20 protein-coding genes are annotated in these 25637 nt (G+C 61.6%); 10 read left to right on the top strand and 10 right to left on the bottom strand.

Translation table 11 applies throughout. The features are described from left to right. Both WBK19_RS00075 and WBK19_RS00080 read right to left on the bottom strand, forming a co-directional pair. Entirely contained in the window at positions 1-444 is a 444-nt protein-coding gene (locus tag WBK19_RS00075; RefSeq protein ID WP_511285784.1) for a YbjQ family protein, read from the bottom strand. A 2-nt stretch (positions 445-446) separates the two neighbouring features. Next, positions 447-761: a YbjQ family protein gene (locus WBK19_RS00080; protein WP_310493674.1), complete on the bottom strand. Its 315-nt coding sequence runs from the start codon at positions 759-761 to the stop codon at positions 447-449. Positions 762-846: 85 nt separating this feature from the next. On the opposite strand from WBK19_RS00080, the gene WBK19_RS00085 reads away from it, so the two are divergent. The 3 genes from WBK19_RS00085 (at position 847) to WBK19_RS00095 (ending at position 4862) form a co-directional block, all read left to right on the top strand. Then, positions 847-2094, top strand: coding sequence for a lipoprotein-releasing ABC transporter permease subunit (locus WBK19_RS00085; RefSeq protein WP_511285786.1), 1248 nt, complete (start codon positions 847-849; stop codon positions 2092-2094). Further along, positions 2087-2761, top strand: a complete 675-nt coding sequence (gene lolD, locus WBK19_RS00090) for a lipoprotein-releasing ABC transporter ATP-binding protein LolD (RefSeq protein WP_511285788.1) — start codon at positions 2087-2089, stop codon at positions 2759-2761. The genes WBK19_RS00085 and lolD overlap by 8 nt, the downstream gene beginning before the upstream one ends. A gap of 85 nt (positions 2762-2846) precedes the next feature. After that, entirely contained in the window at positions 2847-4862 is a 2016-nt protein-coding gene (locus WBK19_RS00095; protein WP_511285790.1) for a methyl-accepting chemotaxis protein, read from the top strand. Here WBK19_RS00095 and WBK19_RS00100 read toward each other — a convergent pair. Next, complete coding sequence (locus WBK19_RS00100) at positions 4840-5388, bottom strand: DUF2062 domain-containing protein (protein WP_511285792.1); 549 nt, start codon at positions 5386-5388, stop codon at positions 4840-4842. The two genes, WBK19_RS00095 and WBK19_RS00100, sit on opposite strands and share 23 nt — an antisense overlap. Before the next feature lie 17 nt (positions 5389-5405). Between WBK19_RS00100 and WBK19_RS00105 the strand changes: the two genes are divergently transcribed. From WBK19_RS00105 to WBK19_RS00115, 3 genes are read left to right on the top strand one after another with little or no spacing between them, the layout of a single operon-like run. Beyond that, the gene (locus WBK19_RS00105) at positions 5406-7733 is read left to right on the top strand and encodes a DNA internalization-related competence protein ComEC/Rec2 (RefSeq protein ID WP_511285794.1); all 2328 of its coding nucleotides are present in this window, start codon (positions 5406-5408) and stop codon (positions 7731-7733) included. 25 nt (positions 7734-7758) lie between these two features. After that, positions 7759-8613: an alpha/beta fold hydrolase gene (locus WBK19_RS00110; protein ID WP_511285796.1), complete on the top strand. Its 855-nt coding sequence runs from the start codon at positions 7759-7761 to the stop codon at positions 8611-8613. Beyond that, a complete protein-coding gene (locus WBK19_RS00115) occupies positions 8610-9371 on the top strand; it encodes an alpha/beta fold hydrolase (protein ID WP_511285798.1) in 762 nt (253 codons plus the stop codon). The genes WBK19_RS00110 and WBK19_RS00115 overlap by 4 nt, the downstream gene beginning before the upstream one ends. Here WBK19_RS00115 and WBK19_RS00120 read toward each other — a convergent pair. The 3 genes from WBK19_RS00120 to WBK19_RS00130 all read right to left on the bottom strand — a co-directional run bounded on the left by WBK19_RS00120 (position 9345) and on the right by WBK19_RS00130 (position 13184). Further along, complete coding sequence (locus tag WBK19_RS00120) at positions 9345-11366, bottom strand: PAS domain-containing hybrid sensor histidine kinase/response regulator (protein WP_511285800.1); 2022 nt, start codon at positions 11364-11366, stop codon at positions 9345-9347. The two genes, WBK19_RS00115 and WBK19_RS00120, sit on opposite strands and share 27 nt — an antisense overlap. 166 nt (positions 11367-11532) lie before the next feature. Continuing rightward, the gene (locus WBK19_RS00125) at positions 11533-12303 is read right to left on the bottom strand and encodes a M90 family metallopeptidase (RefSeq protein ID WP_511285802.1); all 771 of its coding nucleotides are present in this window, start codon (positions 12301-12303) and stop codon (positions 11533-11535) included. Then, entirely contained in the window at positions 12300-13184 is an 885-nt protein-coding gene (locus tag WBK19_RS00130; RefSeq protein ID WP_511285804.1) for a DMT family transporter, read from the bottom strand. Before WBK19_RS00130 ends, WBK19_RS00125 begins: the two co-directional genes overlap by 4 nt. A gap of 109 nt (positions 13185-13293) precedes the next feature. On the opposite strand from WBK19_RS00130, the gene WBK19_RS00135 reads away from it, so the two are divergent. The 3 genes from WBK19_RS00135 to WBK19_RS00145 all read left to right on the top strand — a co-directional run bounded on the left by WBK19_RS00135 (position 13294) and on the right by WBK19_RS00145 (position 18853). Then, complete coding sequence (locus WBK19_RS00135) at positions 13294-15516, top strand: RelA/SpoT family protein (protein ID WP_511285820.1); 2223 nt, start codon at positions 13294-13296, stop codon at positions 15514-15516. A gap of 25 nt (positions 15517-15541) precedes the next feature. After that, positions 15542-15718, top strand: a complete 177-nt coding sequence (locus tag WBK19_RS00140; RefSeq protein ID WP_511285806.1) for a LiaI-LiaF-like domain-containing protein — start codon at positions 15542-15544, stop codon at positions 15716-15718. Positions 15719-15901: 183 nt separating this feature from the next. After that, positions 15902-18853: a bifunctional diguanylate cyclase/phosphodiesterase gene (locus WBK19_RS00145; RefSeq protein WP_511285808.1), complete on the top strand. Its 2952-nt coding sequence runs from the start codon at positions 15902-15904 to the stop codon at positions 18851-18853. Between the two features lie 329 nt (positions 18854-19182). Here WBK19_RS00145 and ppk1 read toward each other — a convergent pair whose 3' ends face one another. From ppk1 to WBK19_RS00160, 3 genes are all read right to left on the bottom strand, one after another. Then, positions 19183-21264: a polyphosphate kinase 1 gene (gene ppk1 / locus WBK19_RS00150; RefSeq protein WP_511285810.1), complete on the bottom strand. Its 2082-nt coding sequence runs from the start codon at positions 21262-21264 to the stop codon at positions 19183-19185. A gap of 125 nt (positions 21265-21389) precedes the next feature. Continuing rightward, positions 21390-22730 (bottom strand): isochorismate synthase, encoded by a 1341-nt coding sequence (locus tag WBK19_RS00155; protein ID WP_511285812.1) that lies wholly within the window; start codon positions 22728-22730, stop codon positions 21390-21392. Further along, entirely contained in the window at positions 22727-23992 is a 1266-nt protein-coding gene (locus WBK19_RS00160; RefSeq protein ID WP_511285814.1) for a class I adenylate-forming enzyme family protein, read from the bottom strand. The genes WBK19_RS00155 and WBK19_RS00160 overlap by 4 nt, the downstream gene beginning before the upstream one ends. A 123-nt stretch (positions 23993-24115) precedes the next feature. Here WBK19_RS00160 and WBK19_RS00165 point away from each other — a divergent pair, with 123 nt between their 5' ends. Continuing rightward, on the top strand, positions 24116-24655 hold the full coding sequence (locus WBK19_RS00165) for a TlpA family protein disulfide reductase (protein ID WP_511285816.1): 540 nt from the start codon (positions 24116-24118) through the stop codon (positions 24653-24655). Positions 24656-24666: 11 nt separating this feature from the next. Here WBK19_RS00165 and WBK19_RS00170 read toward each other — a convergent pair whose 3' ends face one another. Continuing rightward, the gene (locus WBK19_RS00170) at positions 24667-25353 is read right to left on the bottom strand and encodes a hypothetical protein (protein WP_511285818.1); all 687 of its coding nucleotides are present in this window, start codon (positions 25351-25353) and stop codon (positions 24667-24669) included. Positions 25354-25637: the final 284 nt, after the last annotated feature.

The raw sequence follows: 25637 nt of genomic DNA on the forward strand, positions 1-25637 counted from the left end.
TCAGCGCGGTTTGACGGCGGTCCCGTAGGCCAGGACTTCGACCGCGCCGATACTCTGCTGCGCCCCCTTGTAGATCGACGATGTTTCGAGGCGGGTATTCCAGATGCTCTTTGCCCCGGTCCGTCGCGCTTCTTCCTTCATGCGCAGGATGGCCTCGCGGCGGGCCCGTTCGAGCAGGGATTCGTAGGCGCTGACGCGGCCGCCGACAAGATTGCGCAGGCCGGCGACGAAGCGTTTGAAGAAGTCGACCGAAACAACAACGCTGCCGCAGACCAGGGTGCCGTCGAGTTTGTCCTCGTCGGGAATGCGTCGCTCGGAAAAGACCAGGATGTCGCGCAGCTGCTTTTCGCGTTCGATGATCGAACGGAAATGGCTCTTTTCGGCGCGTTGACCGAAGACGTAGCCGAGCAGCAGCAGGACGGCGAAAAATATCAGGTCGTACATGGTTATTCCACGACGACGGCGGTGCCGTAGGCGTACAGCTCGGCGGCGCCGGCGGCGACCGATGACGTCGAGAAGCGCACGTTGACAATGGCATTGGCACCGACTGCTTTGGCTTGATCGATCATCCGCTGCACAGCTTCCTCGCGCGATTCGGTGAGCAATTCGGTGTAGCCCTTGAGTTCGCCGCCGAAGATGTTTTTCAGGCCGGCCATCAGGTCGCGACCGGCGTGCTTGGAGCGCACGGTGTTGCCGCTGACCAGGCCGAGGTGCTTGACGATGGTCTGGCCGGGTACGGTTTCAATATTGGTGACGATCATTGCGAAAGCTTCCTGAACAGGTTGATGGGCCGGCTTTTTCCGGGTGCGTGTACCATAGCGGTTTTGTTGCATTGCGGGAATACCGATGGCATTACCCTACGAGTTGCTGATTGGCCTGCGCTACACGCGCGCCAAGAAACGCAATCACTTCATTTCATTCATTTCCCTGATTTCCATGCTCGGCATCGGCCTCGGCGTTGCCGCCCTGATCGTCGTCTTGTCGGTCATGAACGGCTTCCAGAAGGAGCTGCGGACGCGCATTCTCGGCGTTGCTTCGCACATCCAGATCACCGGCATCAATGGTGAGTTGCCGAACTGGCAACTGGTCGCCGAGCAGGCCGCCAAGCATCCGGAAGTCCGCGCCAGCGCGCCTTTCGTCCAGTCGCAGGGGATGTTCAGCGTTGATGGCACGGTCAAGGGCACCATCGTGCGCGGCATCATTCCCGATCAGGAGGACCGCGTTGCGGATTTTCGCAAGAGCATTCAGAGCGGCAGCCTCGACGACCTGCGGCCGGGCGAGTTTGGTGTCGTGCTGGGCTCAGATCTGGCCCGTTCGCTGCGAGTTTTTACCGGTGACAAGCTGACGCTCATCGCGCCGCAGGGCACGGTGACGCCGGCCGGCGTGATGCCGCGGCTGAAGTCGTTCAAGGTCGTCGGTATTTTCGAGGTCGGCATGTTCGAGTACGACTCGGGGCTGGCGCTGATCAACCTCGAAGACGCCCAGAAGCTCTACCAGATGGAGGACAGGGTGACCGGCGTGCGGCTCAAGGTCGACGACCTCTTCCAGGCGCCGCGCATCGCCCGCGAACTGGTCCGCTACATCGATGCCGATGCCTACCTGAGCGACTGGACGAAGAGCCACGCGAATTTCTTCCGCGCCGTGGCAATCGAGAAGAACATGATGTTCATCATCCTCTCGCTGATTGTCGCCGTCGCCGCCTTCAACCTCGTCTCGACGCTGGTCATGGCGGTTACCGACAAGCAGGCCGACATTGCCATCCTGCGCACGCTGGGGGCGCGGCCGCTGTCGATCATGGCTGTCTTCGTCGTGCAGGGCGCGCTGGTTGGCTTCATTGGCCTCGGCCTGGGCATCGTCGGTGGCGTGTTGCTGGCTCTCAATATCGATACCGTCGTGCCTTTCATCGAACAGATGCTCGGCGTGCATTTCCTCTCGAAGGAGGTCTATTACATCTCCGACCTGCCTTCCGAGTTGCTGTGGGGCGACGTCTGGGGCGTCACGCTGATCGCCTTCGTGCTCGCCTTGCTGGCGACGCTATACCCCAGCTGGCGGGCTTCCCGCGTTAATCCGGCGGAGGCCTTGCGCTATGAGTGAACCCATTCTGATCGCCCGCGGGCTGTCCAAAATATTTCGTGGCGGCGGGCTGGAAGTGCCGGTGCTGTCCGGTATCGATCTGCAGGTCAATCCCGGCGAAACGGTCGCCGTAGTTGGTGCCTCCGGCTCCGGCAAGAGCACCTTGCTGCATTTGCTGGGCGGGCTGGATACGCCGTCGGCAGGCGACGTGACGCTGATGGGCCGCGATTTTTCTTCGCTCGGCGAGGTTGCCCGTGGCGACTGGCGCAACCAGCACCTCGGTTTCGTCTATCAGTTCCACCATCTGCTGGCCGAGTTCTCGGCACTGGAAAATGTCGCCATGCCCCTGCTGATTCGTCGCATGGAACGCGGTGCAGCACTGGCCAAGGCGGGCGAGATACTGACTGCCGTCGGTCTCGGTCATCGGCTGGAGCATCGCCCCGGTGAACTTTCTGGCGGCGAACGCCAGCGCGCCGCCATCGCCCGTGCCCTGGTCAGCGATCCGTCATGTTTACTTGCCGATGAACCAACCGGCAATCTTGATAGTCATACAGCATCTGTCGTCTTTGGCCTGCTGATCGATCGGGTGCGCGAGCAGCAAGCCAGCCTGATCGTCGTAACGCACGATCAGCGCCTGGCAGCAAGGGCGGATCGGGTGCTTAATCTGAATGACGGCGTTCTTTGCTAATAGTTTGATAAGCGTCAGAGAATTTAAATATGATTAAATTAACATAGCATCTATTGCTACTGGCGCGATGCCGAGGAGACCTGAGATGCAAGCCCTTTTTTCCCCGGCAGTTGCCCTGATGAACCGGCTTCGTTACAACAGCAAGTTCTTGCTGCTCGGTTCGGCGGTGGCGGTTGTCATGGTGGTCCTCCTGTATTCGGTTTTTTCCTTTTTGAGTCGGGATATCGACACCGCTGAGCAGGAAATGGCCGGGCTGCAGATGATCAAGCCGATCAATCGCCTGGCACAGGCAATGCAGCAGCATCGTGGATTGTCGTCTGGCGTGCTCAACGGCAACGAGGGAATGAAGGACAAGCGGGCGGCCAAGGAAAAAGAGGTGGCTGCAGCCATCGTGGCGACCGATGCGGCACTCTCGCCCTTGTTGCGCGAGACGGCTGACTGGAAGGCGATACGTCGGGACTGGGACTCCATTGCCGGGCAAGGGCTTACCTGGACGCCGCCGGAGAATATCAAGCGCCACACGCAAATGATCGGCAACGTCCTGCAATTCATGGTGACGGTGGCCGACGAGACGCAAATGACCCTCGATCCGGTCATGGATACCTACTATTTCATGGACACGCTGGTCACCAAGATGCCGGCGATGCTCGAGCAGATGGGGATCACGCGGGCGCGTGGCACTGGCCTGTTGACCAAGAAGGAGTTGTCGCAACAGCAGCGGGTCGAGTTTTCGTCGATCCTGGCGCAGATGGAAGGCACGCTGCGCGCCCAGAACATCAATCTGGAAAAGGTGATGCGCTTTTCGCCGGCCCTGCAGTCGGCGCTTTCCGGGCCGACCAGGGACTTTTCAGCGGGAGCTGAGAAGATTTTTGCCCTGGTTCGCGACGATATTCTTGGGGAAAAGTACGCGACCGCCCCGCAGGATTATTTTGCGATGACGACGCAGGTCATCGATCTCGGCTACAAGGTCATGTTCGACACGCTGATTCCGCAATTCGAGCATCAATTGCAGGGTCGGATAGATCGGTCGCGCCAGGTGCTGGTGTTCCAGGTCGGGATGGCTGTCGGCATTGCCCTGCTCGTCATGTATCTTGGCATTGGTACCTATTATTCGGTCATCAACAGCGTCGGGGACTTCTCCCGGGGCGCCAGCCGTTTGGCCGATGGTGACCTGACGACCGAGTTCGATACGCAGGGTGTCGATGAACTTCATGGCGCCGGCCAGAATTTCAATGGCATGGCAGCAGCCTTCCGCAAATTGCTCGGCGGCATTCAGGGAGACGTTCGGCAACTCAATCAGGCGGCTGAACAACTGGCTTCGTCGAGCCAGCAGATTTCTTCGGGCACGGCGGCACAGAGCGATTCTGCTTCAAGCATGGCGGCTGCCGTCGAGCAAATGACCGTTGGCATCGATCATATTTCCCGCAATGCGCAGGATGCGCAGATGTACTCGCGGGAATCCGATGAGGTCGCGACACGTGGTGGCCAGATCGTGCAGGGTGTGGTCAATGAAATTCAGGGCATTGCCCTGACCGTCAATGAGTCGGCCGCCGCGGTCGAGGCGCTCGGTCAGCAATCCGGGCAGATCTCGGCCATCGTCGGCACAATCAAGGATATTGCCGACCAGACCAACCTGCTGGCGCTCAATGCTGCCATCGAGGCGGCGCGGGCCGGCGAGTCGGGTCGTGGTTTTGCCGTCGTGGCCGATGAGGTCAGAAAGCTGGCGGAACGGACGACCAAATCGACGCATGAAATTTCGGCCATGATCTCGGCCGTTCAGTCAGGCACGGCGACGGCGGTATCGAGCATGAAACAAGGCGTTGCGCGGGTGTCGTCCGGCGTCGAACAGGCGCGCCTGGCCGGCGAAGCGATTGGTCAGGTTCAGGCCCAGTCGCGTCAGGTTCTCAATGCCGTTTCCGAGATTTCCGTGGCCTTACGGGAACAGGCCGCGGCCAGCACCGAGATCGCCCAGAACGTCGAGCGCATCGCCCAGATGGCCGAGGAAAACAGCGCAGCGGCGAGTGGCAACGCCGATACGTCAGATACGCTGCGCAAGCTGGCGCACGCGCTGACGACGGCTATCGCCCGCTTCCGGACCTGAGTTTCGTCCGGCGCCGCCAGGCGCTGATCAGGTAAGCCCGCCACGCCGCGCGCGTGGCAAAGTAGCCGACTACCGCCAGTCCGCTGGCGAGCAGGATCAGGCCGATGCCCAGCGGCTGGGCGACGGTCAGCATCCAGGTTTGCATCGCAGTCGTCCAGCCAACGAAATCCGTTGCGCTGAAGGTTGGTGGCGTAATGAATCCGTTGCTTTCGCCGATGGTCAGCCGACCGATCTGGTAGGCCAACAGGTAGAGCGGGACGATGGTGAACGGGTTGGTGTAGAGCGTTATCAGCATCGCCAGCGGCAGATTGACGCGAAAGACCAGCGCGCAGGCGGCAGCGCCGAGCATTTGCAGCGGTCCGGGAATCAGTCCGCAGAACAGGCCGGCCGCCACTGCCCCGGCCGCCGAATGGCGGTTCAGGTGCCACAATCGTGGGTGCAGCAGCGATGAGGCAAACGGTCTCAGCCAGGGGTTGTCGCGGATCGTTTGCGGATCGGGCAGGTATTTTTTCAGGGTCCGGCGCATGCTCGTATTATTGCAGCATGCGCCTGAATATTCTCGCCTTCGCCGCCGGTGTCCTCGGCGTGCAAATGCAGCCGGAACTACCCGGCTGGGCGCTGTGGGCGGCAGCTGGCGGGCTGTTGGTGTTGCCCCGGCTGCGCTGGTCGGGCTGGCCGGTTCGTCTTCTCGCGCTGCTCGGCTGTCTGGCCCTCTGGGTGGCGTGGGGCGCCTGGCGGGCCGAAGTTCGGCTGGCCGACCAACTCGGTGCCGACTGGGAGGGGCGCGATGTCGAAGTGGTCGGCGTCGTCGCCGGCTTGCCGCAGGATTTCAGCAACGGTACGCGTTTCGAATTTGACGTCAATTTCCGGTTGACCGTGGAATCCGTCAAACCCGTCGTTCCCGAGCGGATCATGCTCTCGTGGTATCAGGGCCGGCGCGACGACGAGCAATTCGAGCGTCTGCAGGTGCGTCCCGGCGAGCGCTGGCGTTTTACGGTGCGTTTGAAGCGGCCGCATGGCAACGCCAATCCGGGTGGCTTCGATTACGAAGCCTGGCTGCTCGAACGCAATATCCGGGCGACCGGCTACATCCGCCCGAATCCGCAGCAGCGGTTGGGCGACATGGTGTGGCGGGCGGATTACGTCATCGAACGGCTGCGCAACGTCATCCGTGATTCATTTGCCAGCATCCTGCCGGAAGCTGAATATCCGTGGGCCGGCGTGCTCGTGGCGCTGGTAATCGGCGATCAGAAGGCGATTCAGGGTGAACTGTGGACGACCTTCAACCGGACCGGAACGACGCACCTCATGTCGATTTCCGGGCTCCATGTCACAATGGTCGCCGCACTGTTCGGCTGGCTGGTGTCGTTTGGCGGGCGGCGTGTTCCGGCGCTGGCCCTGAGACTGCCGGCGCAAAAGGCGGGACTGCTCGCCGCCTGCCTGGGTGCCTTGGCCTACGCGCTGCTCGCCGGCTTTGCCGTGCCCGCCCAGCGCACGCTCTACATGTTGCTGGTTGCCGCCGCGGCCATGCTCTCCGGGCGTATCGTGGCGCCGAGTCGAATCCTGTGCCTGGCCTTGCTCGTCGTGCTCCTGTTCGATCCTTGGGCGGTGTTGGCTGCCGGCTTCTGGTTGTCGTTCGGCGCGGTCGGTGCCTTGCTTTACATCGGCTCGGCCGCGGTCGGCGAGGCGACTGACCGCTGGGCCAAAATCCGCGCCTGGGGCGTCGTGCAGTGGGCGGCGACGCTTGCTTCGTTGCCTATCCTGCTGCTCGTTTTTCAGCAGTTCTCGCTGGTCTCGCCGCTGGCCAATGCGCTGGCCATTCCGGTGATCAGTTTCATCGCCACACCGTTGGCGCTGCTCGGTGCGCTGGTGCCGTGGTGGCCAATCCTCTGGCTGGCGCATCAGGTCATGGCCTGGCTCATGGTTTTTCTCGACTGGTGTGCCACCTGGCCGGTCTGGCTGGCCCCGGCACCACCGTTATGGGCAGCGCTGGCGGCGGGCGTCGGGGTGGCGATATGCCTATTGCCACGCGGCTTGCCGGGACGCTGGCTGGGCGCCGTGCTGTTCGTGCCGGCCTTGTTCTGGCCGGTGGAAAAGCCACCCGAGGGCGAGGCGTGGATCAGCGTGCTCGATGTCGGGCAGGGGTTGGCGAGCGTCATCCGGACGCGCGAACACACGCTGATCTACGATCCCGGCCCGCTCTACAGCGCCGAGTCGGATGCCGGGCAGCGCGTCGTTGTGCCGTATTTGCGGGCGCAGGGCATCGGCGATGTGGACGTCTTGATGGTCACCCATCGCGATACCGATCACTCGGGCGGCACTGCGTCGGTTCGGGCTGCGCTGGCGGTCGATGAGGTCTATTCGTCGGTCACCGGTATTGGTGGCCGGCAGTGCACGGCCGGTCAGCGCTGGGTATGGGATGGTGTCGTTTTCGAGGTGCTGCACCCGGTGGCCGAGGCTTATGCTGCCGACAGCAAGCCGAATCACCTGTCCTGCGTGCTGCGCGTTGATGCTGGTGGAAAGCGCATGCTGCTGACCTCCGACATCGAAGCGCCCGACGAAACGGCCTTGCTTCAACGCTATCCGGACGGGTTGGCAGCCGACATTCTGCTCATGCCGCACCATGGGTCAAAGACCTCATCGACGCCGGCTTTCCTGCAGGCGGTCGGCGCCACACAGACAGTCATCCCGGTCGGCTATCGCAACCGCTTCGGCCACCCCAAGGCCGAAGTGCTGGCGCGCTATGCGGCAATGGGTGCAAACATCTGGCGAACCGACCGCGATGGCGCCGTGAACATCCGGCTGGCCGAGGGCAACATGGGGTTGTCAGGATGGCGAACCGAACATCGTCGCTATTGGCATGGCCGGTGATACATTGGCAGCGGAGGAGAAAATCATGCAATTCAAGCAACAGATCGTGCAATGCCTCGGGCCATCAGGCCTGCACCGGATGGCTTACACCGAGTGGGGCGCCCGCGATAATCCGCGCGTCCTGATCTGCGTGCATGGCCTGACCCGCAACGGCCGCGATTTCGATGCGCTGGCCGAGGCCATGTCCGCGCATTACCGCGTTATTTGTCCGGATGTTGTCGGCCGCGGCCAGAGCAGCCATTTACGTGACCCGGCCGCCTACGCCATTCCGCAATACGTCGCCGACATGGTGACGCTGATCGCCCGCCTCAATGTCGAGAGCGTGCATTGGGTCGGCACCTCGATGGGCGGGCTGATCGGCATGGGGCTGGCCGCCCAGGAAGGCTCGCCGATCCGCAAGATGGTGCTCAACGATGTCGGGCCGGTGATCACTGCCGAATCGCTGCAGCGCATCGGCACCTATGTTGGCGCCAACCCGGATTGGGCGACCTTCGACGAGGCGCTGGCCTTCGTCAAGTTCGTCAGCGAGCCCTTCGGTGCGCTGACCGAGGCGCAGTGGTATCACCTGACCGAGACCGGCATTGTCCAGGGCGCCGACGGCCGCTGGCGCTTCCGTTACGATCCGCTGATCGCCGAACCGTTCCGGGCCGCTTTCGCCGACAAGGATGTCGACCTCTGGCCGCTCTACGAGCAGATCAAGTGCCCGACGCTGGTTATTCGCGGCGCCCAGTCGGACCTGCTGACCCGCGATACCTGGCAAAAGATGGCCGACTGCGGTCCACGGGCAAAACTGGCCGAAATCGAAGGCGTCGGCCATGCGCCGATGTTCCAGTCGGAGGATCAGATTGCCGTCGTTCGTGATTTCCTGTTGAGCGCATGAAGCACATCGTTGTTAATGGGCTGAAGCTCGAATATCGCGATTACCCGGCTACCGCAGAAGGCCGGCCAACGCTGTTGCTGCTCCACGAAGGCCTCGGCTGCGTCAGCATGTGGCGGCATTTTCCCGAAAAGCTGGCGGCGGCGACTGGCTGTCGGCTGATCGTCTGGTCGCGCGCCGGCTATGGTGGTTCGCAGGCGTATTCGGAGCCCCGCACACCGCGCTACATGCACCGCGAGGGCGAGGAAATGTTACCGGCCTTGATCGCCGCGCTGGAGATCGAACGACCCCTGCTCATCGGCCACAGTGACGGTGGCAGCATCGCACTGATCTTCGCCGGGGCCTTCCCGGAAGAGCCGCTTGGCATCGCTGTCATGGCGCCGCACGAATTCGTCGAAGAGGTCACACTGGCCGGTATCCGTGAGGCCAGGACGGCCTGGCAAACGACCGATCTGCCGGCAAAACTGGCGCGCTACCACCATGCGCAGACCGAGCGGGTGTTCAGCGACTGGAACGACACCTGGTTGTCGCCGGCCTTCCGCGACTGGAATATTGAAGAATATCTGCCGAGAATCCGTTGCCCGGTGCTGGCCATTCAGGGCGATGACGACGAGTACGCCACGATGCGCCAGATTGATGCCATTGCCGAACAGCTACCCGGTACGCAAATGCTCAAACTGGCCGAATGTGGTCACTCGCCGCACCGCGATCAGGAAGGGGCGGTATTGGCTGCCCTAGCTGCTTTCGCAGCTAAGTTCTGAGTCGGCCCGACCTTCCGGGTCGGCCTTTTCCAGCCAGTTGAGTACCGTGGCAAAGAGCAGTTCGGGGCTGGCCGGTTTGGTAATGAAGTCGTCCATGCCGGCGGTCAGGCAAAGAGCACGATCCTCGGCATAGGCGTTGGCCGTCATGGCGATGACCGGCACCTGCCGGCCATTGGGCAGGGCACGAATCAGCCGGGTTGCTGCCAGCCCGTCGAGGGTTGGCATCTGGACATCCATGAGGATCAGGTCGTAACGATTGAGGCGGACCATGGACACAGCCTGTTCACCGTCTTCGGCCGTTTCTACGCTGAGTCCGGCCTCGTTCAGGATGATTTCGGCTATCTCGCGGTTGATCGGTTCGTCCTCGACGAGCAGGATGCGACGTCCCGGGAATTCCAGCAACAGCCGGGTTTCGGGATGGCTCGGGGTGTGGTCCGGGATGTTTGGAAGTAGCTGGGTCCCCTTTTTCAGGCGGGCCGTAAACCAGAAAATACTGCCCCGCCCCGGCGTACTGCTGGCCTCAGCCGTGCCACCCATGCGCTCAGCCAGCTTGCGGGTGATGGCCAGCCCGAGGCCGGTTCCGCCGTATTTTCGGGTCAGTGTGTTGTCGGCCTGTTCGAAGGCTGCAAACAATCTGGGCATGGCTTCCGCCGGGATGCCTACGCCGGTGTCTTCCACCTCAAAGCGCAGCTCCGCACTATCCTGCTCGTCGGCCAGCAGGCGAACCCGCAGGGTAACCTTGCCGACATCGGTAAATTTGACGGCATTGGCGGCGTAGTTGAGCAAGGCCTGTTGAAGCGCAGTCGGGTCGCCCAGCAGATTGGGCGGCAGATCATCGGTTTCGCTGGCCAGATTCAGTTGCTTGGCCTGGGCGGCAGTTTGCAGCATGGTCAGGACGTTATCGAGAATCTGTACGATGTGGAGGGGCGTTTCGGCGAGAACGAGTTTTCCGGCCTCGATCTTCGATAATTCCAGAATGGCGTTGATGATGCCGAGCAAGTGTTGGCCGGCGTTTTCCAGCTTGTCGAGCTGTCCGGACTGCGTCGGGGTCAGGCCGCCACGCCGGATCAGATGGGCCATCCCGGTGACGGCATTGAGCGGAGTCCGGATTTCGTGACTCATATTGGCCAAAAAAGCGCTTTTCGCGATGCTGGCCGTTTCGGCCGCTTCCTTTGCGCGCGAGAGTTCGGCCGTGCGCTCGGCAACGAGTTGTTCGAGGCGGTCGCGATGGCTGGCCAGTTCATCCTGGGCTGCCTTGGCCTCGGTCACGTCGCGGGTGATGGAAAGCAGGCAGGGCTGACCGTTGAAGCTCATCGGCGAGACCGAGAACATGCCCCAGAAGAGTTCGCCGCACTTTTTGCGAAAGCGGGCCTCGAAGTTCAAGCGCGACTTTTTTTCGCGGAGTTTCTGGCTGAAATTCTGGCGATCCAGCGGGTCGGCCCAGATTGACAGTTCCAGCGAACTGCGGCCAATCAGTTCCTGGCGCGTGTAGCCGCTCATGTCGACGAAGGCCTGGTTTACGTCGATGTAAATGCCGCCCTCCAGGCTGGTGATGGCGATAGCGTCGGGCGTTGTCTCGAAGGCCGTGGCGTAACGCCTTTCGCTGTCCTCCTTTGCTTGCTGCGAGAGGATGATGTCGCTGATGTCGCGGAAGAACCACACCCGGCCCAAGTATCGGCCGTCGTCGCCCTGCAGCGCTGCCGAATGGCGGTGCAGGGTGCGTCCATCCTTGAGCGGGATGTTGCAATCGTCTTTCAGGCTCGGGTCGGCGTAAAGCGTGCGGATACGCGTCAGGAATACGTCTTTGTCACGGACACGGTCCAGCGCTTGTTCGAGAATAAGGGAGTCGGAGGTGCCGGTCAGTGTTTCGAGCGGCGAAGCCGGGCAGGGCATGTCCCACACTGCAAAAAAGCGCTCATTAACCGAGGCAACCGTGTTTTCCCGGGTAACGACCAGAATGCTGTCCGGCGCCTCGTTGAGGATGGCGCTATGCAAGGTAGCTCGGAAGGATTCGCTTTGTGTTTCGCAGGACATCGAACAAACTTTTTTCAGGCTTAAGTCGGTTATGACCAGACATCATACCCCTCTCCAAGGTGTGGGAATTTGCCTTGCCGCTGGCTTGCCTGCTATTCAGGTAGCTGTCGGCCGAGGCTTGGCGCGGTCAATGGTCAGGGCGGCAGGTCAATCGGCGGGTCAGCGGATCCTGTAGGTAGTAGCGGCAAAGCAGGCCATAGATTGCCGGATATTCCTTGGCGACGACGTCGGGAATGTCGAAGAAACTTTCCGACAGGACGGCGAAAAACTCGGCGGGGTCGGTGCTGGCATAGGGATCGATAGGCGTATCTTCGCCGCTGTCCACGCGCTGGCAGAAGTTGTCATAGGCGTCGGTAAACTTGGCTTCCCATTCCGTTTCAGTGATGCCCGAATGCAGCGCCGGCATGCCGTCCGCCTCGCCGTTGAGCATGTCCAGCTTGTGGGCGAATTCGTGGATCACGACGTTATAGCCGTCGCCGGCCATTTGCACGTCGTGCCACGAAATGATCAGCGGGCCGCCTTCCCAGGCTTCGCCGGAGAGCACGTCGTCGTATTCATGGACGACGCCGGATTCGTCCTCGATGCGGCGCGGTACGACGAATTCATCCGGGTAGACGACGATGCCGACCCACTCGCGGTAGGCTGCCAGCCCGAGCTTGAGGATGGGCAGGCAACCCTGGGCGGCGATGGACACGCAGATTTCGTCGGTCAGATCGAGGCCACCAGCGGTGCTGAATTCCTTCTCGGTGAGAAAGGCTTCGGCTTTCATTTTTAGCTCTTTTTTCTCGTTGACCGTGAGATCGTCGAGAAAGGGCAGCGCTGCGACGGTGCTTGCCCACAAGGCGTCGGGAATCTCCGCAACCTTCTTGCCACGCAACCTGTCGAGCCAGCGCCTCATTTTTTCATCGTCAGCCAGATGCCCGAGAAAATCAGGGCGATGCCGAAGTAGTGGTACCAGAACGGAACTTCTCCGAGGAACAGGAAGGAGAGCAGCGTCCCGAAAACCGGCATGAGGTGGATGAACAGGCTGGCCTTGTTGGCGCCGACTTCGGCGACGCCCTTGTTGTAGAAAATGTAGCCAAGGAAGCTCGGGAAGATGCCGACGTAGGCCAGCGCGGTCAGCGAGCCGAGGTGAATGTTGATGTGCCGGCCTTGCGCCAGTTCCCAGGCGTAGGCCGGGCCGAGGGCGCAGAGGCCGATGGCGGTGGTCGCCCCGAGCATGAGCATGGGGTGCACGCCGGCCGGACGCCAGGCCAGGGCGACGGTGTAGATGGCCCAGTCGAGCACGGCGACAAGCATCCAGACGTCACCGACATTGAGGTTGAGATGGGCGAGCACGGCCAGGTCGCCGCGCGAGACGATGGTCAGTGCGCCGCACAGCGAAATGAAGACGCCGATGCCTTCGGCCCGGCGCAGGTGCTTGCCGAGAAAGGCCCAGGAGATGGCGATGGTGGCGATGGGCACGAAAGAGTTTAGCAGCGCGGCATTGGTCGCGCTGGTGTCCTGCAGGGCGATGTAGGCGAAGGTGTTGTAGCCGCCGACGCCGAGCAGGCCAAGCACGAGCAAGGGGCGCCAGCCTTTTTTCAGCAGCGGCCATTGCGTTTTGAGGTGGGGCAGGGCCAGCGGCAGGATCAGCGCGAAGGCGATGGTCCACCGCCAGAAGGCGAAGCCCAGTGGAGGAATGTCGCCGCGGGCGCCACGGCCGATCACCATGTTTCCGGACCAGAAAAGAACGGTCAGGATCAGCAGCAGATAGGGGTTGGCGAACAGTTTTTTCATGGTCGCCGGATTATGCCTGATCGGGCCGTGGCTCGGGCTGCGTGGCCGTGTCGCGGGCAATTTGGCGCTTGTCATGCTGGCCCCGGGTGATCGGTCTTATAATTACCGCATGGTTTCCGTCGTCCATTCTGTCGCCTCGCAAAGCGACTTCGAACAGTTCCTGGTCACGTTGGCAGAGGGCTTGGCCCCTGCCGACGCGGAACGTCTAAAATCTGCCGTCGAATACGCCTGGACCACCTACGGCGAACGCACGCTGGGCAGCGGCGAGCGAATCTGGGCGCACGCGCTGGGCATGGCGGTGATCATCACCGGCCTCAAGCTCGATGTTGAATCGCGCATTGCCGCGCTGCTCTTCGCCATTCCGGCCCAGGACGAGCACGGCATAGCCAGCATCGAAACGCGTTTCGGCAAGCCGGCGGCGCATCTCGTGCAGGGCATTTCGCGCCTCAACAAGTTGCGGCCGATTGCCAAGGGTTTTGTCGCCACCAACATCGAGGCCGGCGAGGTCAATCCGGTCGAGATGAAGGCGCAGATCGAAGTGCTGCGCAAGATGCTGCTGGCCATGGTCGAAGACATTCGCGTCGTTCTGCTGCGCCTGGCCAGCCGGACGCAGACCCTGCGTTTTTACGCGGCCAATCCGGACGACCTGCGCGTCCAGGTGGCGCGCGAAACGCTGGAACTCTATTCGCCGCTGGCCAACCGGCTTGGCGTCTGGGAGTTGAAGTGGGAACTGGAGGATTTGTCCTTCCGCTTCATTCATCCGGACACCTACAAGAAACTGGCCAAACTGCTCGACGAAAAACGCAGCGAACGCGAGCAGTTCATCGTCGATGCCGTGGCCAGGGTGCGCACCGAACTCGAAGCGGCCGGCGTGCATAACGCCGAAATCTACGGCCGGCCGAAGCACATCTACAGCATCTGGAACAAGATGCGCAAAAAAGGCGTCGAGTTCTCGGAGGTCTATGACGTGCGCGCCCTGCGCATCATCGTCGACGACCTGCGCGAGTGCTACACCGCGCTCGGCATCGTGCACAACCTGTGGCTGCCGATCCCCAAGGAATTCGACGACTACATCTCGAATCCCAAGGGCAACAACTATCGCTCGCTGCATACCGCCGTGCGCTGTCCGGACGGGCGCAGTCTGGAAATCCAGATACGTACCTGGGAAATGCACAAGCACGCCGAACTCGGGGTCGCCGCCCACTGGCGCTACAAGGAAGGCAGCAAGCGGACGACCGAGGACGACTACGACGAAAAGATCGCCTGGCTGCGTCAACTGCTGACCTGGAAGGACGAAGTCGCCGACAGCTCGGACTGGGTCAAGCACTACAAGCAGGCGGCGCTCGACGAGACCATTTACGTCATCACGCCGCAAGGCAAGGTCGTCGATTTGCCGGCCGGCTCGACGCCGGTCGATTTCGCCTACCGCGTGCATACCGATCTCGGCCACCGTTGCCGGGGCGCCAAGATTGCCGGCCATCTGGTCCCGCTCAACACGGCACTCGAAACCGGGCAGGAAGTCGAGATCGTCACCGCCAAGGTCGGCGGTCCGTCGCGCGACTGGCTCAACCCGCTGCTCGGCTACATCCACACCAAGAGCGCCCGGGTCAAGGTCCGTGCCTGGTTCTCCAATCTGGCACTCGAAGAAACGCTGGGCGAAGGCCGTGGCCTGATCGCCAAGGAACTGCAGCGGGCCGGCCAGACCGGGGCGAATATCGACGAACTGGCGCACAAGCTCGGTTTTACCCAGGCCGCTGACCTGTATATCGCCGCCGCGCGTGGCGACCTCAATCAGCGGCAATTCCAGGCCGTCGCCAAGGGTGGCGACCTGCTGGCCGAAACCCAACTGCCGGACGAAGTGCTGGCCAAGCCAAGCAAGCCGGTCCAAGGCAACCAGGGCATCCTGATCGTTGGCGTCGACAAACTGCTGACCCAACTCGCCCGTTGCTGCAAGCCGGCTCCGCCCGATGAAATTCAGGGCTTCATCACGCGTGGCAAAGGCATCTCCATTCACCGCATGGACTGCCCCAATTTCTCCAATCTCGCCGCATTGCATCCGGAACGGGTCATCGAAACCGACTGGGGTCTGACGACGACGGGCGTTTTTGCCGCCGACATCATTGTCGATGCCCATGACCGTCAGGGCCTGCTGCGTGACATTTCCGAAATATTCACGCGCGAGCGCCTCAACGTCATCGGCGTGAACACGCAGTCCAAGCAGGGCAAGGCGCACATGAGCTTTACCGTCGAAATCACCAACCTGCAACAAATGCAGAAGACGCTGACCCTCATCCATGAGGTCGAAGGCGTCGTCGGCGTACGCCGCGCCTGAGCATTCGGGCTAACCGGGAGAAAGCATGAAAGGCAATTTCGCTGCCGTCGCCTTGATTGCCATCGGCGCCATCGCCCTGGCCGTCAATCTCGACCTGTTTGAACTGGATCTGGTCGGGCTGATCAGGAAATGGTGGCCGCTGGTGCTGATCGTGCTGGGGGTTGGCCTGTTCTTTACGCCGGATGATTCAAGCAAGCCCTGAAAGTGCCTGAGCGCCTGATCCTTTACCTCCATTCGCAGGCAATCTGGTGAGAGCTGGGGATACGGCGATTCATTCGCCCGGATTCCCAAGTTTCACATGGTAAACTGAAACAAATTAGGGCTTAAGCTCAATCCTGGGGGGGAGATGGCAGCGAATTTTTCTATGCGTTCTGGTGCGCTGCTGGTGGCGCTCCTATGTCTATCTCTGTTCGGATGGGTTGCTACCGATCTTTATCAATCGCGCGAACGGGAATTGCAGGCTGCCGAGCATGTCGGCCATACGCTGGGAAAATTGCTGGAGAGCCATTTGCAGGGTGCGGCGAGCAAGGTCGATTTTCATCTCTCCGATTTTGCGCAGCGTTTTCAACAGGATGTCGTCGATCGTGTCCCGCGTGAGCGCATTGAAGGCGAGTTGAAGCACTTCCTTGTCCATTTTCCCGAAATACACAGTTTTCGCGTTGCCGATGCCGAAGGTCGCTATCTTTACGATGCCAGTGGAATACTGTCTGATGTCAATATTGCCGACCGCCCATATTTCATTCGTCTCCGTGATGATCCCAACGCCGGGCTGGTCATTTCACCGCCGCTGGTTTCACGCGTTACCAACGATGTAGTCATTGTTTTTGCTCGTCGCTTGCAGGACAGGGCAGGAAATTTCGCTGGCATCATCTTGGGCACCTTGCGTGCCGATTACTTCGAACGTTACTACCATGATCTGGATGTCGGTCCGCATGGCGTCATTGCGCTGTGGAGTCGGGACATGGACTTGTTTGCCCGCTGGCCGGAGTTGCCAGGCCGGCAGGGGCGAACTCTGCCGGACTCCCCGATTCCCGACAGGCTGGAAGCGGGCGAGAAAACGGGCAGTTTCCGTCGCGCGGGTGGCCTGGATGGCGTGCAACGGATATTCGTTTTTCGGGCCATTGAAGGCTTTCCGTTTGTCGTCACGGTGGGTCTGGCGGAAACCGAGGTGCTTGCCGAATGGCGACACCGGGCGGTGGTCTATGCGCTCCTCGGTTTCGCACTGGTCGCTGCACTGATTGCGCTGATGCGTTCCTGGGTGATGGGATATCGCCGGGCCGAGGCGTTGGCCGAGCGGCTGGCCCAGGATTTTGCCGATAAGTCCCGCGAAGGCAGAGCCTTGCTTGATTCGATTCCTGACCCGGCCTGGTTGCTCGATAACGAGGGGCATTATCTGGCGGTCAATGAAGCCTTCTGTCACTACAAGGGCTTGCCGATGGATCAGGTTCTTGGCCATACCGTCGATGAGTTGTTCCCGGCAGAAGAGGCCAAGGTGCTGCGTGCCGGCCAGCTTGAGGTATATCGCCGGGGCGAGCCAGTGCGCGAGGTCGTCTGGCTGAATCTGCGTGGCAAGCTGTCGCCGTTCGAGTTTCTTCGCGTGCCGGTCTACCGCGACGACGGTCAGCCAAAAGGCCTGGCAGGCGTAGCCTGGGACATGACGGACCGTTATGAGGCCGAGGGACGCCAGCGCCTGATTGCCCACTTCTTCGATCATGCCAACGATGCCGTATTGATCCTTGATGCAGAACGCAAGGTTGTCACGCTGAACAAGGCGGTGACGACGATCAGCGGTTACAGCCTGGATGATCTTCGGGGAAAGCTGCCGCGCTTCATGCTGGAAAGTTTTCAGGACAAGGTATTGCTGGATGGCATCGTGCAAACGCTTGAAGAGCAGGGCGCCTGGCGAGGTGAAATGAAGGCCGTGCGCAAGGATGGCGGTGCGCTGCCGATCTATTGCAATATCAGCTCGATTCGCAACGATGCTGGCAAGGTAGTCAACTGGGCGGTATTCGTGACCGATCTCAGCGAGCGGAAGGCGGCCGAGGCCCGCATCGAGTCGTTGACCCACGTCGATCAGCTGACCGACCTGCCGAATCGTCAGGGGTTCTCCCGGATCATGGGCGAGTGGCTGGCGGCGGCAAAAGAGGGGGCACTGATCCTGATCGATCTTGATCAGTTGAGTCGGGTGAATGATGCCTTTGGTCACGCTGCTGGCGATGCCGTGTTGCACCGGATCAGTCTGCGCTTGCGAAAGATACTTCGCGATGGCGATTTCCTTGGTCGCTTGGGTGGTGATCAGTTTGGCGTTCTGCTGGCTCAGGGCACCCGCCCCATTCTGGCGGAAGTGGTCGCTCGCAAGTTGCTCGATGCGATTGCCAAGCCGGTGATGATCGAAGGAAGCGACGTCGTGACTACGGCGTCGGCCGGTATTTGTCTTTTGGCCAGTGATGGCCACGATGTGCCAACCCTGCTGCGTAATGCCGACAATGCGCTACATCACGCCAAGGATGCCGGGCAGAACATCTTCCGCTTCTTCTCCGCCGACATGAATGTTCGCATGGCGGAACGCCTGCGTCTGGAGAGCGATTTGCGCTGGGCCCTCTCACGCAATGAACTGCTGCTGCACTACCAGCCTCAGGTCGATATCCACAACGGTGAAATCATCGGTTTCGAGTGTCTGCTGCGCTGGCAACATCCGGAACTGGGTATGGTGTCGCCGGTACGGTTCATTCCCCTTGCCGAAGAAAGCCGGCTGATCCTGCCGATCGGTACCTGGGTGCTGGAAGAGGCGTGTCGGCAAAACAAGGCATGGCAGGATGCCGGAATGGCGCCCAAGGTCGTGGCCGTCAACCTGTCAGCCGTCCAGTTCCATGGTGCCGATATCGTCGCCATGGTGTCGAAATCGCTTCAGATCTCCGGACTGGACCCTCGCTATCTCGAACTGGAAATCACCGAAAGCGTCATCATCGAGGATCCGGAACGGGTCATTCGCATCATGGAGGAGCTCAAGACGCTGGGGGTCGGCCTATCGATTGACGATTTCGGGACGGGCTATTCCAGTCTGTCCTACCTGAAAAGATTCCCGATCGACAAGATCAAGATCGACCGTTCGTTTGTCCGTGATCTGGAGCTCAGCAACAACGATGCAGCTATCATCCGCATGGTGATTGGCATTGCGATGGAGCTTGAACGCAAGGTGATCGCTGAGGGCGTCGAAACGGTTGAGCAGCTTGAATTCCTGCGCAACCATCGCTGTGACGAATATCAGGGTTTCTACTGCAGCCCCGGCGTGCCGGCCGAGGAAATTCCACCCCTCGTGGCCAGTCGGCAGGTCTGATAGCCAGCGTCGCGACAGAAGGGGATTCACTGGGCGTTTTCCGCTCAAGAGGTTTGACTTGGTGGATCGGCGCGCGCTATGCCCCGATTGCACGGTCCATGATGTCGTAAAGTCCCTTGATTATTGATTCGGCCAGGTCAGGTTTGAACACAGGCTGCCTATGCAGCCTGGGCTTTCCGGGCGCAGAATTTCAAGCATATTCAGGCCGTCTCAAGGCTTGGGGAATATATGGCGCGAAGCCAATAAAAATGCGGCCCGCAAGCCGCATTTCATTTTTCGCTGTTTTTTACGTTTCACGTAGTAAACCCGGTTGACCGTGGAAGTCTCGATCAGCTGGTGCCCAGCGTCAGCATCAATTCGCCTTGGGCATTGTGCGGTTTGCTGCGGGAGGAGCGGCGACGCTGGTAGTTGCCTTGGCCGTTCATGTCCCAGCCTTGCTGGTTGTCGGCCAGGTAGAACTTGAGGCCTTCGGTGATGACGCGTTTTTTGAGCTTGGGGTCGAGGATGGGGAAGGCGAGTTCGATGCGCTTGAAGAAATTGCGGTCCATCCAGTCGGCGCTGGAGAGATAGACGGTTTCCTTGCCACCGGCCAGGAAGTAGAAAATTCGGTGATGCTCGAGGAAGCGGCCGATGATCGAACGCACACGAATCTTGTCGGAAAGCCCGGGAACCCCAGGGCGCAGGGCGCAGACGCCGCGGATGATGAGGTCGATCTCGACGCCGGCTTGCGACGCCTGGTAGAGCGCATCGATGACTTCCGGTTCGAGCAGTGAATTCATCTTGGCGACGATGCGTGCCTTGCCGCCGGCCTTGGCGGTTTCCGCTTCGGCAAGAATGCCGGCGACGACATTTTGCTGCAGCGTGAACGGTGCCTGCCACAGGTGTTTGAGCGTGCGCGCCTTGCCCAGTCCGGTCAGTTGCTTGAACACTTCGCTGACGTCGTTGGTGATTTCCTCGTTGGCCGTCATCAGGCCGAAGTCGGAATAGAGGCGGGCGGTGCGCGGGTGGTAGTTGCCGGTGCCAAGGTGGGCGTAGCGCTTGAGGCCGCCGTCTTCGCGGCGCACGATGAGCAGTGCCTTGGCGTGCGTCTTGTAGCCGACGACGCCATAAACGACGTGGGCGCCGACGTCTTCGAGCTTGGTTGCCCAGCTGATATTGGCCTCTTCGTCGAAACGCGCCATGAGTTCGACGACGACGGTGACTTCCTTGCCGTTCTGGGCGGCGCGGATCAGCGACTCCATGAGCACCGAGTCGGTGCCGGTGCGATAGACCGTCATCTTGATGGCAACCACCTGCGGGTCGGTCGCCGCCTGGTTGAGAAACTCGATAACCGGTGCGAACGACTGGTAGGGGTGATGGAGCAGGACGTCGGTCTTGCGGATGGTGTCGAAAATATTGACGCCTTTGCCGACCACTTTGGGCAGGCCGGGCACGAAGGGGCGGAATTTCATGTCCGGGCGATCAACCCAGTCCGGCACCTGCATGAGGCGGACCAGATTGACCGGACCATTGACGCGGAAAAGATCGGCTGGCTTGAGGGCAAACTGGGCGAGCAGGAATTCGGCCATCGCCTCCGAACAGTTGTTGGCGACTTCGAGGCGCACGGCGTTGCCGAAGTGGCGTTGCGGCAATTCGCCCTGCAACTTGGTGCGCAGGTTGGTGACTTCTTCCTCGTCGACGAAGAGATCGGAATTGCGCGTGGCGCGGAACTGGTAGCAGCCGAGCACGGTCATGCCGGTGAATAGTTCGCCGACGAATTCATGGAGGATCGACGACAGGAAAACGAAGCCGTACTCGCAGCCGGCCAGTTCTTCCGGCAACTGGATGACGCGCGGCAGGACGCGCGGCGCCTGGACGATGGCGGCGTTGGAGCTGCGCCCGAACGCGTCCTTGCCTTCGAGCTCGATGGCAAAGTTCAAACTCTTGTTCAGCACTTTCGGGAAAGGGTGCGACGGGTCGAGCCCGATCGGCGTCAGCACCGGCACCATTTCGCGGATGAAGTAATTGCGGATCCACTCGCGCTGCGCCTCGTTCCACGTCGAACGACGCAGGAAGCGAATGCCCTGTTCGGCCAGCGCCGGCAGGATGATGTCGTTGAGGTGCTGGTACTGCTCGTTGACGATGGCGTGCGCCTCGGCCGAGACCAGCCGGTAGGCCTCCTGTGCCGTCTTGCCATCGGTGGTGGTGACGGTGGCGTGCGCCTTGACCTGCTCCTTGAGCCCGGCCATGCGGATTTCGAAGAATTCGTCGAGGTTGCTGGAGACGATGCACAGGAAGCGCAGGCGCTCGAGCAACGGCATGCGCTCGTCCTCGGCCTGGGCCAGAACGCGCCGGTTGAAGGCGAGCAAACCGAGTTCGCGGTTGAGGTAATTTTCGGTCGGGAAGCGGGGTTTTGGCAGCGGATGGGTCATCGCGTCATCTCCATGTTTTTTCTGAAGTATAGGCTTTAAGTCCATCATTTTGTTGCACTAAGATTACGGTGCGATGACACTCGACGGCTGTTTGCCACGGTCAACCGGAAATTTTGGCCAAATTCTCAGGCGCGAAGACTGCCGTCGGATTCCGGCGTGATCGGCGGGGCCAATGCGGCGAGCAGGGTGCCCAGCTTGGCGGTGGTTTCAGCCAGTTCGTGCGAGGCGTCCGAACCGGCGACGATGCCGGCGCCGGCCTGCAGTTCGGCCGTGTTCCCGGCGAGCAGGGCCGAACGCAGGGCGACCGAAAATTCGCCGTCGCCCTCCGCCGTCAGCAGGCCAATTCCGCCGCTGTACCAGCCGCTGCGTTGCTCGTTGTGGGCGGCCAGCCAGGTCTGTGCGGCAGCGACGGGAAAGCCGCCGATGGCCGGTGTTGGATGCAGGGCGCGGACCAGTTCGAACAGCGTCGCGCCCGGGCGGATGGTGGCAGTCACCCGGCTGCGCAGATGCAGGAGCTGGCCGGCCGCGTGTTCCTGCGCCGGTTCAGCGACCGGCGGTTTTTCGCAGAATGGCGCCAGCGCCGCGCAGACGGCCTGGACGACCAGCGCCTGCTCGTGCCGGTTCTTGCTTTCGGACAGGGCCAGCGAGCCGGGCCACGAGGTGCCGGCCAGTGCATCGGCATCGACGCGGCTTCCTTCGAGGCGGACCAGCCGTTCCGGCGTCGCGCCGACAAAGCTGCACTGATCATTGCCGTGGGCGTAGATGAGGCTCGATGGCTGCTGGATAACCAGTTGGCCGAGTACCGAGGCCGCCGAAAACGGCGTATCGGCCTCGATTTTCCGGCTGCGGGCGAGGACGATCTTGTCGATCCGGCCGGCCTCGATGTCGCGCAGCGCGGCATTGACGCGGCCGATCCAGGCGCGTTCGGCCAGCGTTTCGGGGCGGCTCGGACGTTGTTGCGGGGCGCTGGCGATGGCCGGGGTGGCCAGCCATTGCGGCCATTCAACGGCGGCCTGGACGAGGCGACCGGCTGGCGCGCTGAGCGTGACAGAACATTCGCCGGCAACCGATTCGAGCAGGATGGCAGGGATGGCGAGCAGGGCGTTGGGCAGCGGTGCGTTGTTCGCGGCATCGAAGGCAAAACCGGCGAAAGCGAAGGCCGGCCCGTTGCGTCGCCAGTCGCGGCAAAAGCCGGCGAAGGCGTTGTCGAGCGCGGCCAGCCGGTTGGGGCCGGCGCTTGTAACGTGCAGGGCATGGCCGATGGCCAGACGATACTCATGGTGATCGGGGCGGGCGCGATACCAGTAGGGTGCGTTGGCTGGCAGCAGCGTCAGCCAGTCAGTCGTGCCGCGGCCGAGCGAAAGACGCAGACTGACCGGGGCCGAGGCCGGGGCGCCGGCGGCCAGTGCTTCCAGCCGGGCCAGCGTTTCCGGTGCGCTCAGGCAGCGGCGCAGGGCGTGGATCATCGTTCGGCCTCGGCGGCGAGTCGGCGTAGCGCGGCGCGTTCCAGCTTGCCGGTGGCGTTGCGCGGCAGGCGGTCGATGGGCTGTATTTTTCGCGGCAAGGCGGCAGATGGCAGATGGTGGCGGGCGTGGGCCAGCAGGTCGGCCGGCGAGACAGGGCCGACGACGAGAGCGACGATGAGGTCGCCCCAGAGCGGGTCGGGCCGGCCGGTGACGGCGACATCGAGCACACCTGGGCAGGCGGCGAGGCAGTATTCGATCTCCTGCGGATGCACGTTGCGGCCACCGCTGATCAGCATGTCGTCAGCGCGGCCGAGGATGGTCAGGCGGCCGCCGTCGTCGATGTGGCCGAGGTCGCCGGTAGTCAGCCAGCCGTCGGCGTCGATGCCACTGCCATCGAGATAGCCGCGCATGACTTGCGGGCCGCGCACCAGCAGGCGGCCATCGGCGCCGGTGCGGATGTCGTGGCCGGGCATAGGCCGGCCGACCAGGCCTTCGTGCCAGGCGCCGTCGGCGGGATTGAAAGTGGCGAACTGGGCCGCCGTTTCACTCATGCCGTAGCTAGGGTAGAGCGGCCAGCCGGCGGCGATGGCCCGGTCGTAGAGCGTCCGGGAAAGCGCGGCGCCGCCGATCAGGGCGACGCGCAGGCTGGCCGGCGGTTTGGCGCCGAGGTCTAGCAAAAGGGCGAGCATGGCCGGGACCAGCGAAATGTGCGTGACCGGATGGGCGGCGAGGTCGGTGGCAACTTGCTCAGCGCTGAAGCCGTCATGGAGCAGCACGGTGGCGCCAGCCCGGGCGCAGCGCCACAAAATGGACTGGCCGCCGATGTGGTAAAGCGGCAGGCAGTTCAGCCACAGGTCGCCGGGGTGCAGCGGCAGGCAGGCATTTGAATTGGCTGCAGCGGCGTCGAGCTGGGCATTGCCGAGCAGCACGGCGCGCGGCTTGCCCTCGCTGCCGCTGGTCGCGATGATCAGCGCGACGTCGATAAGCGGCCGGTTGATCGCCGGGAGCGCATTTCCACGGTCAACCGGAAAAAACGGCCGATTTTGAAAACTGCAGGCGTAGGCATGGCGCGCCAGATGCAGGCTGTCGCCGGCTTCGATGATCGTCCCCTGGCGGCCGGCCAGCCGGTCGGCCAGATCACGGCTGTCAGCGACCAGTTGGGCAAAGCTGTAGCGCTGCCCAGCATGCAACAACGCGCTGGCCTGCGGACTTTCGGTCGCCGCCAGTTGAAGATGCTGAGCCAGAGAAGTGGTGGCTGCCATAAGCGTTCGATTATAAATAGGGCTGGCCTGCGTCAAGGCAAGACAGATCAAGAAAATGCCTTACGATAGCAGCCTTCGGCGGGGCGGAGTGCCCCACGTGGAGACGATCTCATGGAGTTTGGCATGCGTCGGAATGGCTGGGGGATTTTGTCGATGAAGTGCTTGGCGATCGGCTTGTGCGTGATGCAGTTTGCCACCACTGCCGTCGCCGGCACGCCCGGCGAGGTGCCAGTCGGTGCGCTGCTGCCTGAGGCGCAACTCAACGCGCTGGTCGGCCGCGCTGCGAAGCTCTCGTCCTTCCGCGGCAAGCCGCTGCTGATCAACGTCTGGGCCAGCTGGTGCGGCCCCTGCCGAGCCGAAATGGGATCGATCGAACGCTTGTACCAGCGTTACGGCAGCAAGGGTTTCAACGTCGTCGGTATTTCGACCGACGACGATCAGGGGGCAGCCGCCAAATTCCTCAAGGTTTCCGGCGTCAGCTTCCCGAATTACATCGACCGCAATTTGGTCCTTGAAAACATGCTCGGTGCTGACCGCCTGCCGCTCACCGTGCTGGTCGATGGCGAAGGTCGGGTCATCAAGAAAATTGCCGGCTCGCGGGCCTGGGATGGCCCGGAAGCGATCAATCTGATTACGCAGGCTTTTCGCCTGAAGGCGCAATAAGCCCCCAGTGCTCAGTAGGTATACATCACGAAGACGCCGCCACCCAGATCCGGGCTGGCGTTGGAATAGCCTGACACGAGATAGCCCTGCAATTTCCAGTTAGGGTCCAGCTTGTGGGTGACGAAACCGGTAACCTCGCGGATTGGTGTGCCACCGTCCTGGACTTTTTGCCGGAAATCGTAGCTCAACCCCAGTGCGCTTGCCTGAGTGGCCCGGAAAGACCAGCCCAGTGAGGCGTAGAAGGGGTCTTTCAGATCAGTGCCATCGGGGTCGCCCATTTTCTTGTAGCCGAGGGTGCCGAACAGCGTGTGTTTGTCCAGGGTCCGATAAACCTCGGTCTGCACCGAGTAATCGTTTTCGCCGGTGCCCAGTCCCTTGTTCTCATCGGCCGTGGCCAACTTGACTTTGGCGCCCAGCTCAACGAGCCAAGGGCCTTGCTGCAGCGCGCTCCAGCTGCCGGACAGCACAATGTCGCCAAGGCCGGTTTCCTTCTTGCGCGTGCCTTCGCCGTTGGTCAGTGTCACCCGGTCGGCGCCAGCGCCGGAAACTGTAGAAGGGCCGCTAGTTTCGACGTAGGGAATAGTCGCGCGTAAAGTCCAGTCACCAGTTTCATATTTCACGCCGAAAGGCATGTAGAGGGTGTCGGTGCTCTCGGATGCACCGTATTTCCCGGTTGAGTAATCGATGCCGGTACTCATGGTCAGGCTGCTTTGAGCGTGACAGGGCAAAACTGACAGAAGGCAGAGAACGGCGAGAAGTCGTGTTTTCAAGCGTGTACCTGATGGAATGTGGAAAAAACCATGATTTTAATGTGGTCTTATGGTGCTCGATGAAAATGCCATATCAATGCCGTTCCCGCTTCTCGACCTTCTCGACCTTCTCGACCTTCTCGACCTTCTCGACCTTCTCGACCTTCTCGACCTTCTCGACCTTCTCGACCTTCTCGACCTTCTCGACCTTCTCGACCTTCTCGACCTTCTCG

This window comes from Azonexus sp., assembly GCF_049652925.1.
Classification (GTDB): domain Bacteria; phylum Pseudomonadota; class Gammaproteobacteria; order Burkholderiales; family Rhodocyclaceae; genus Azonexus.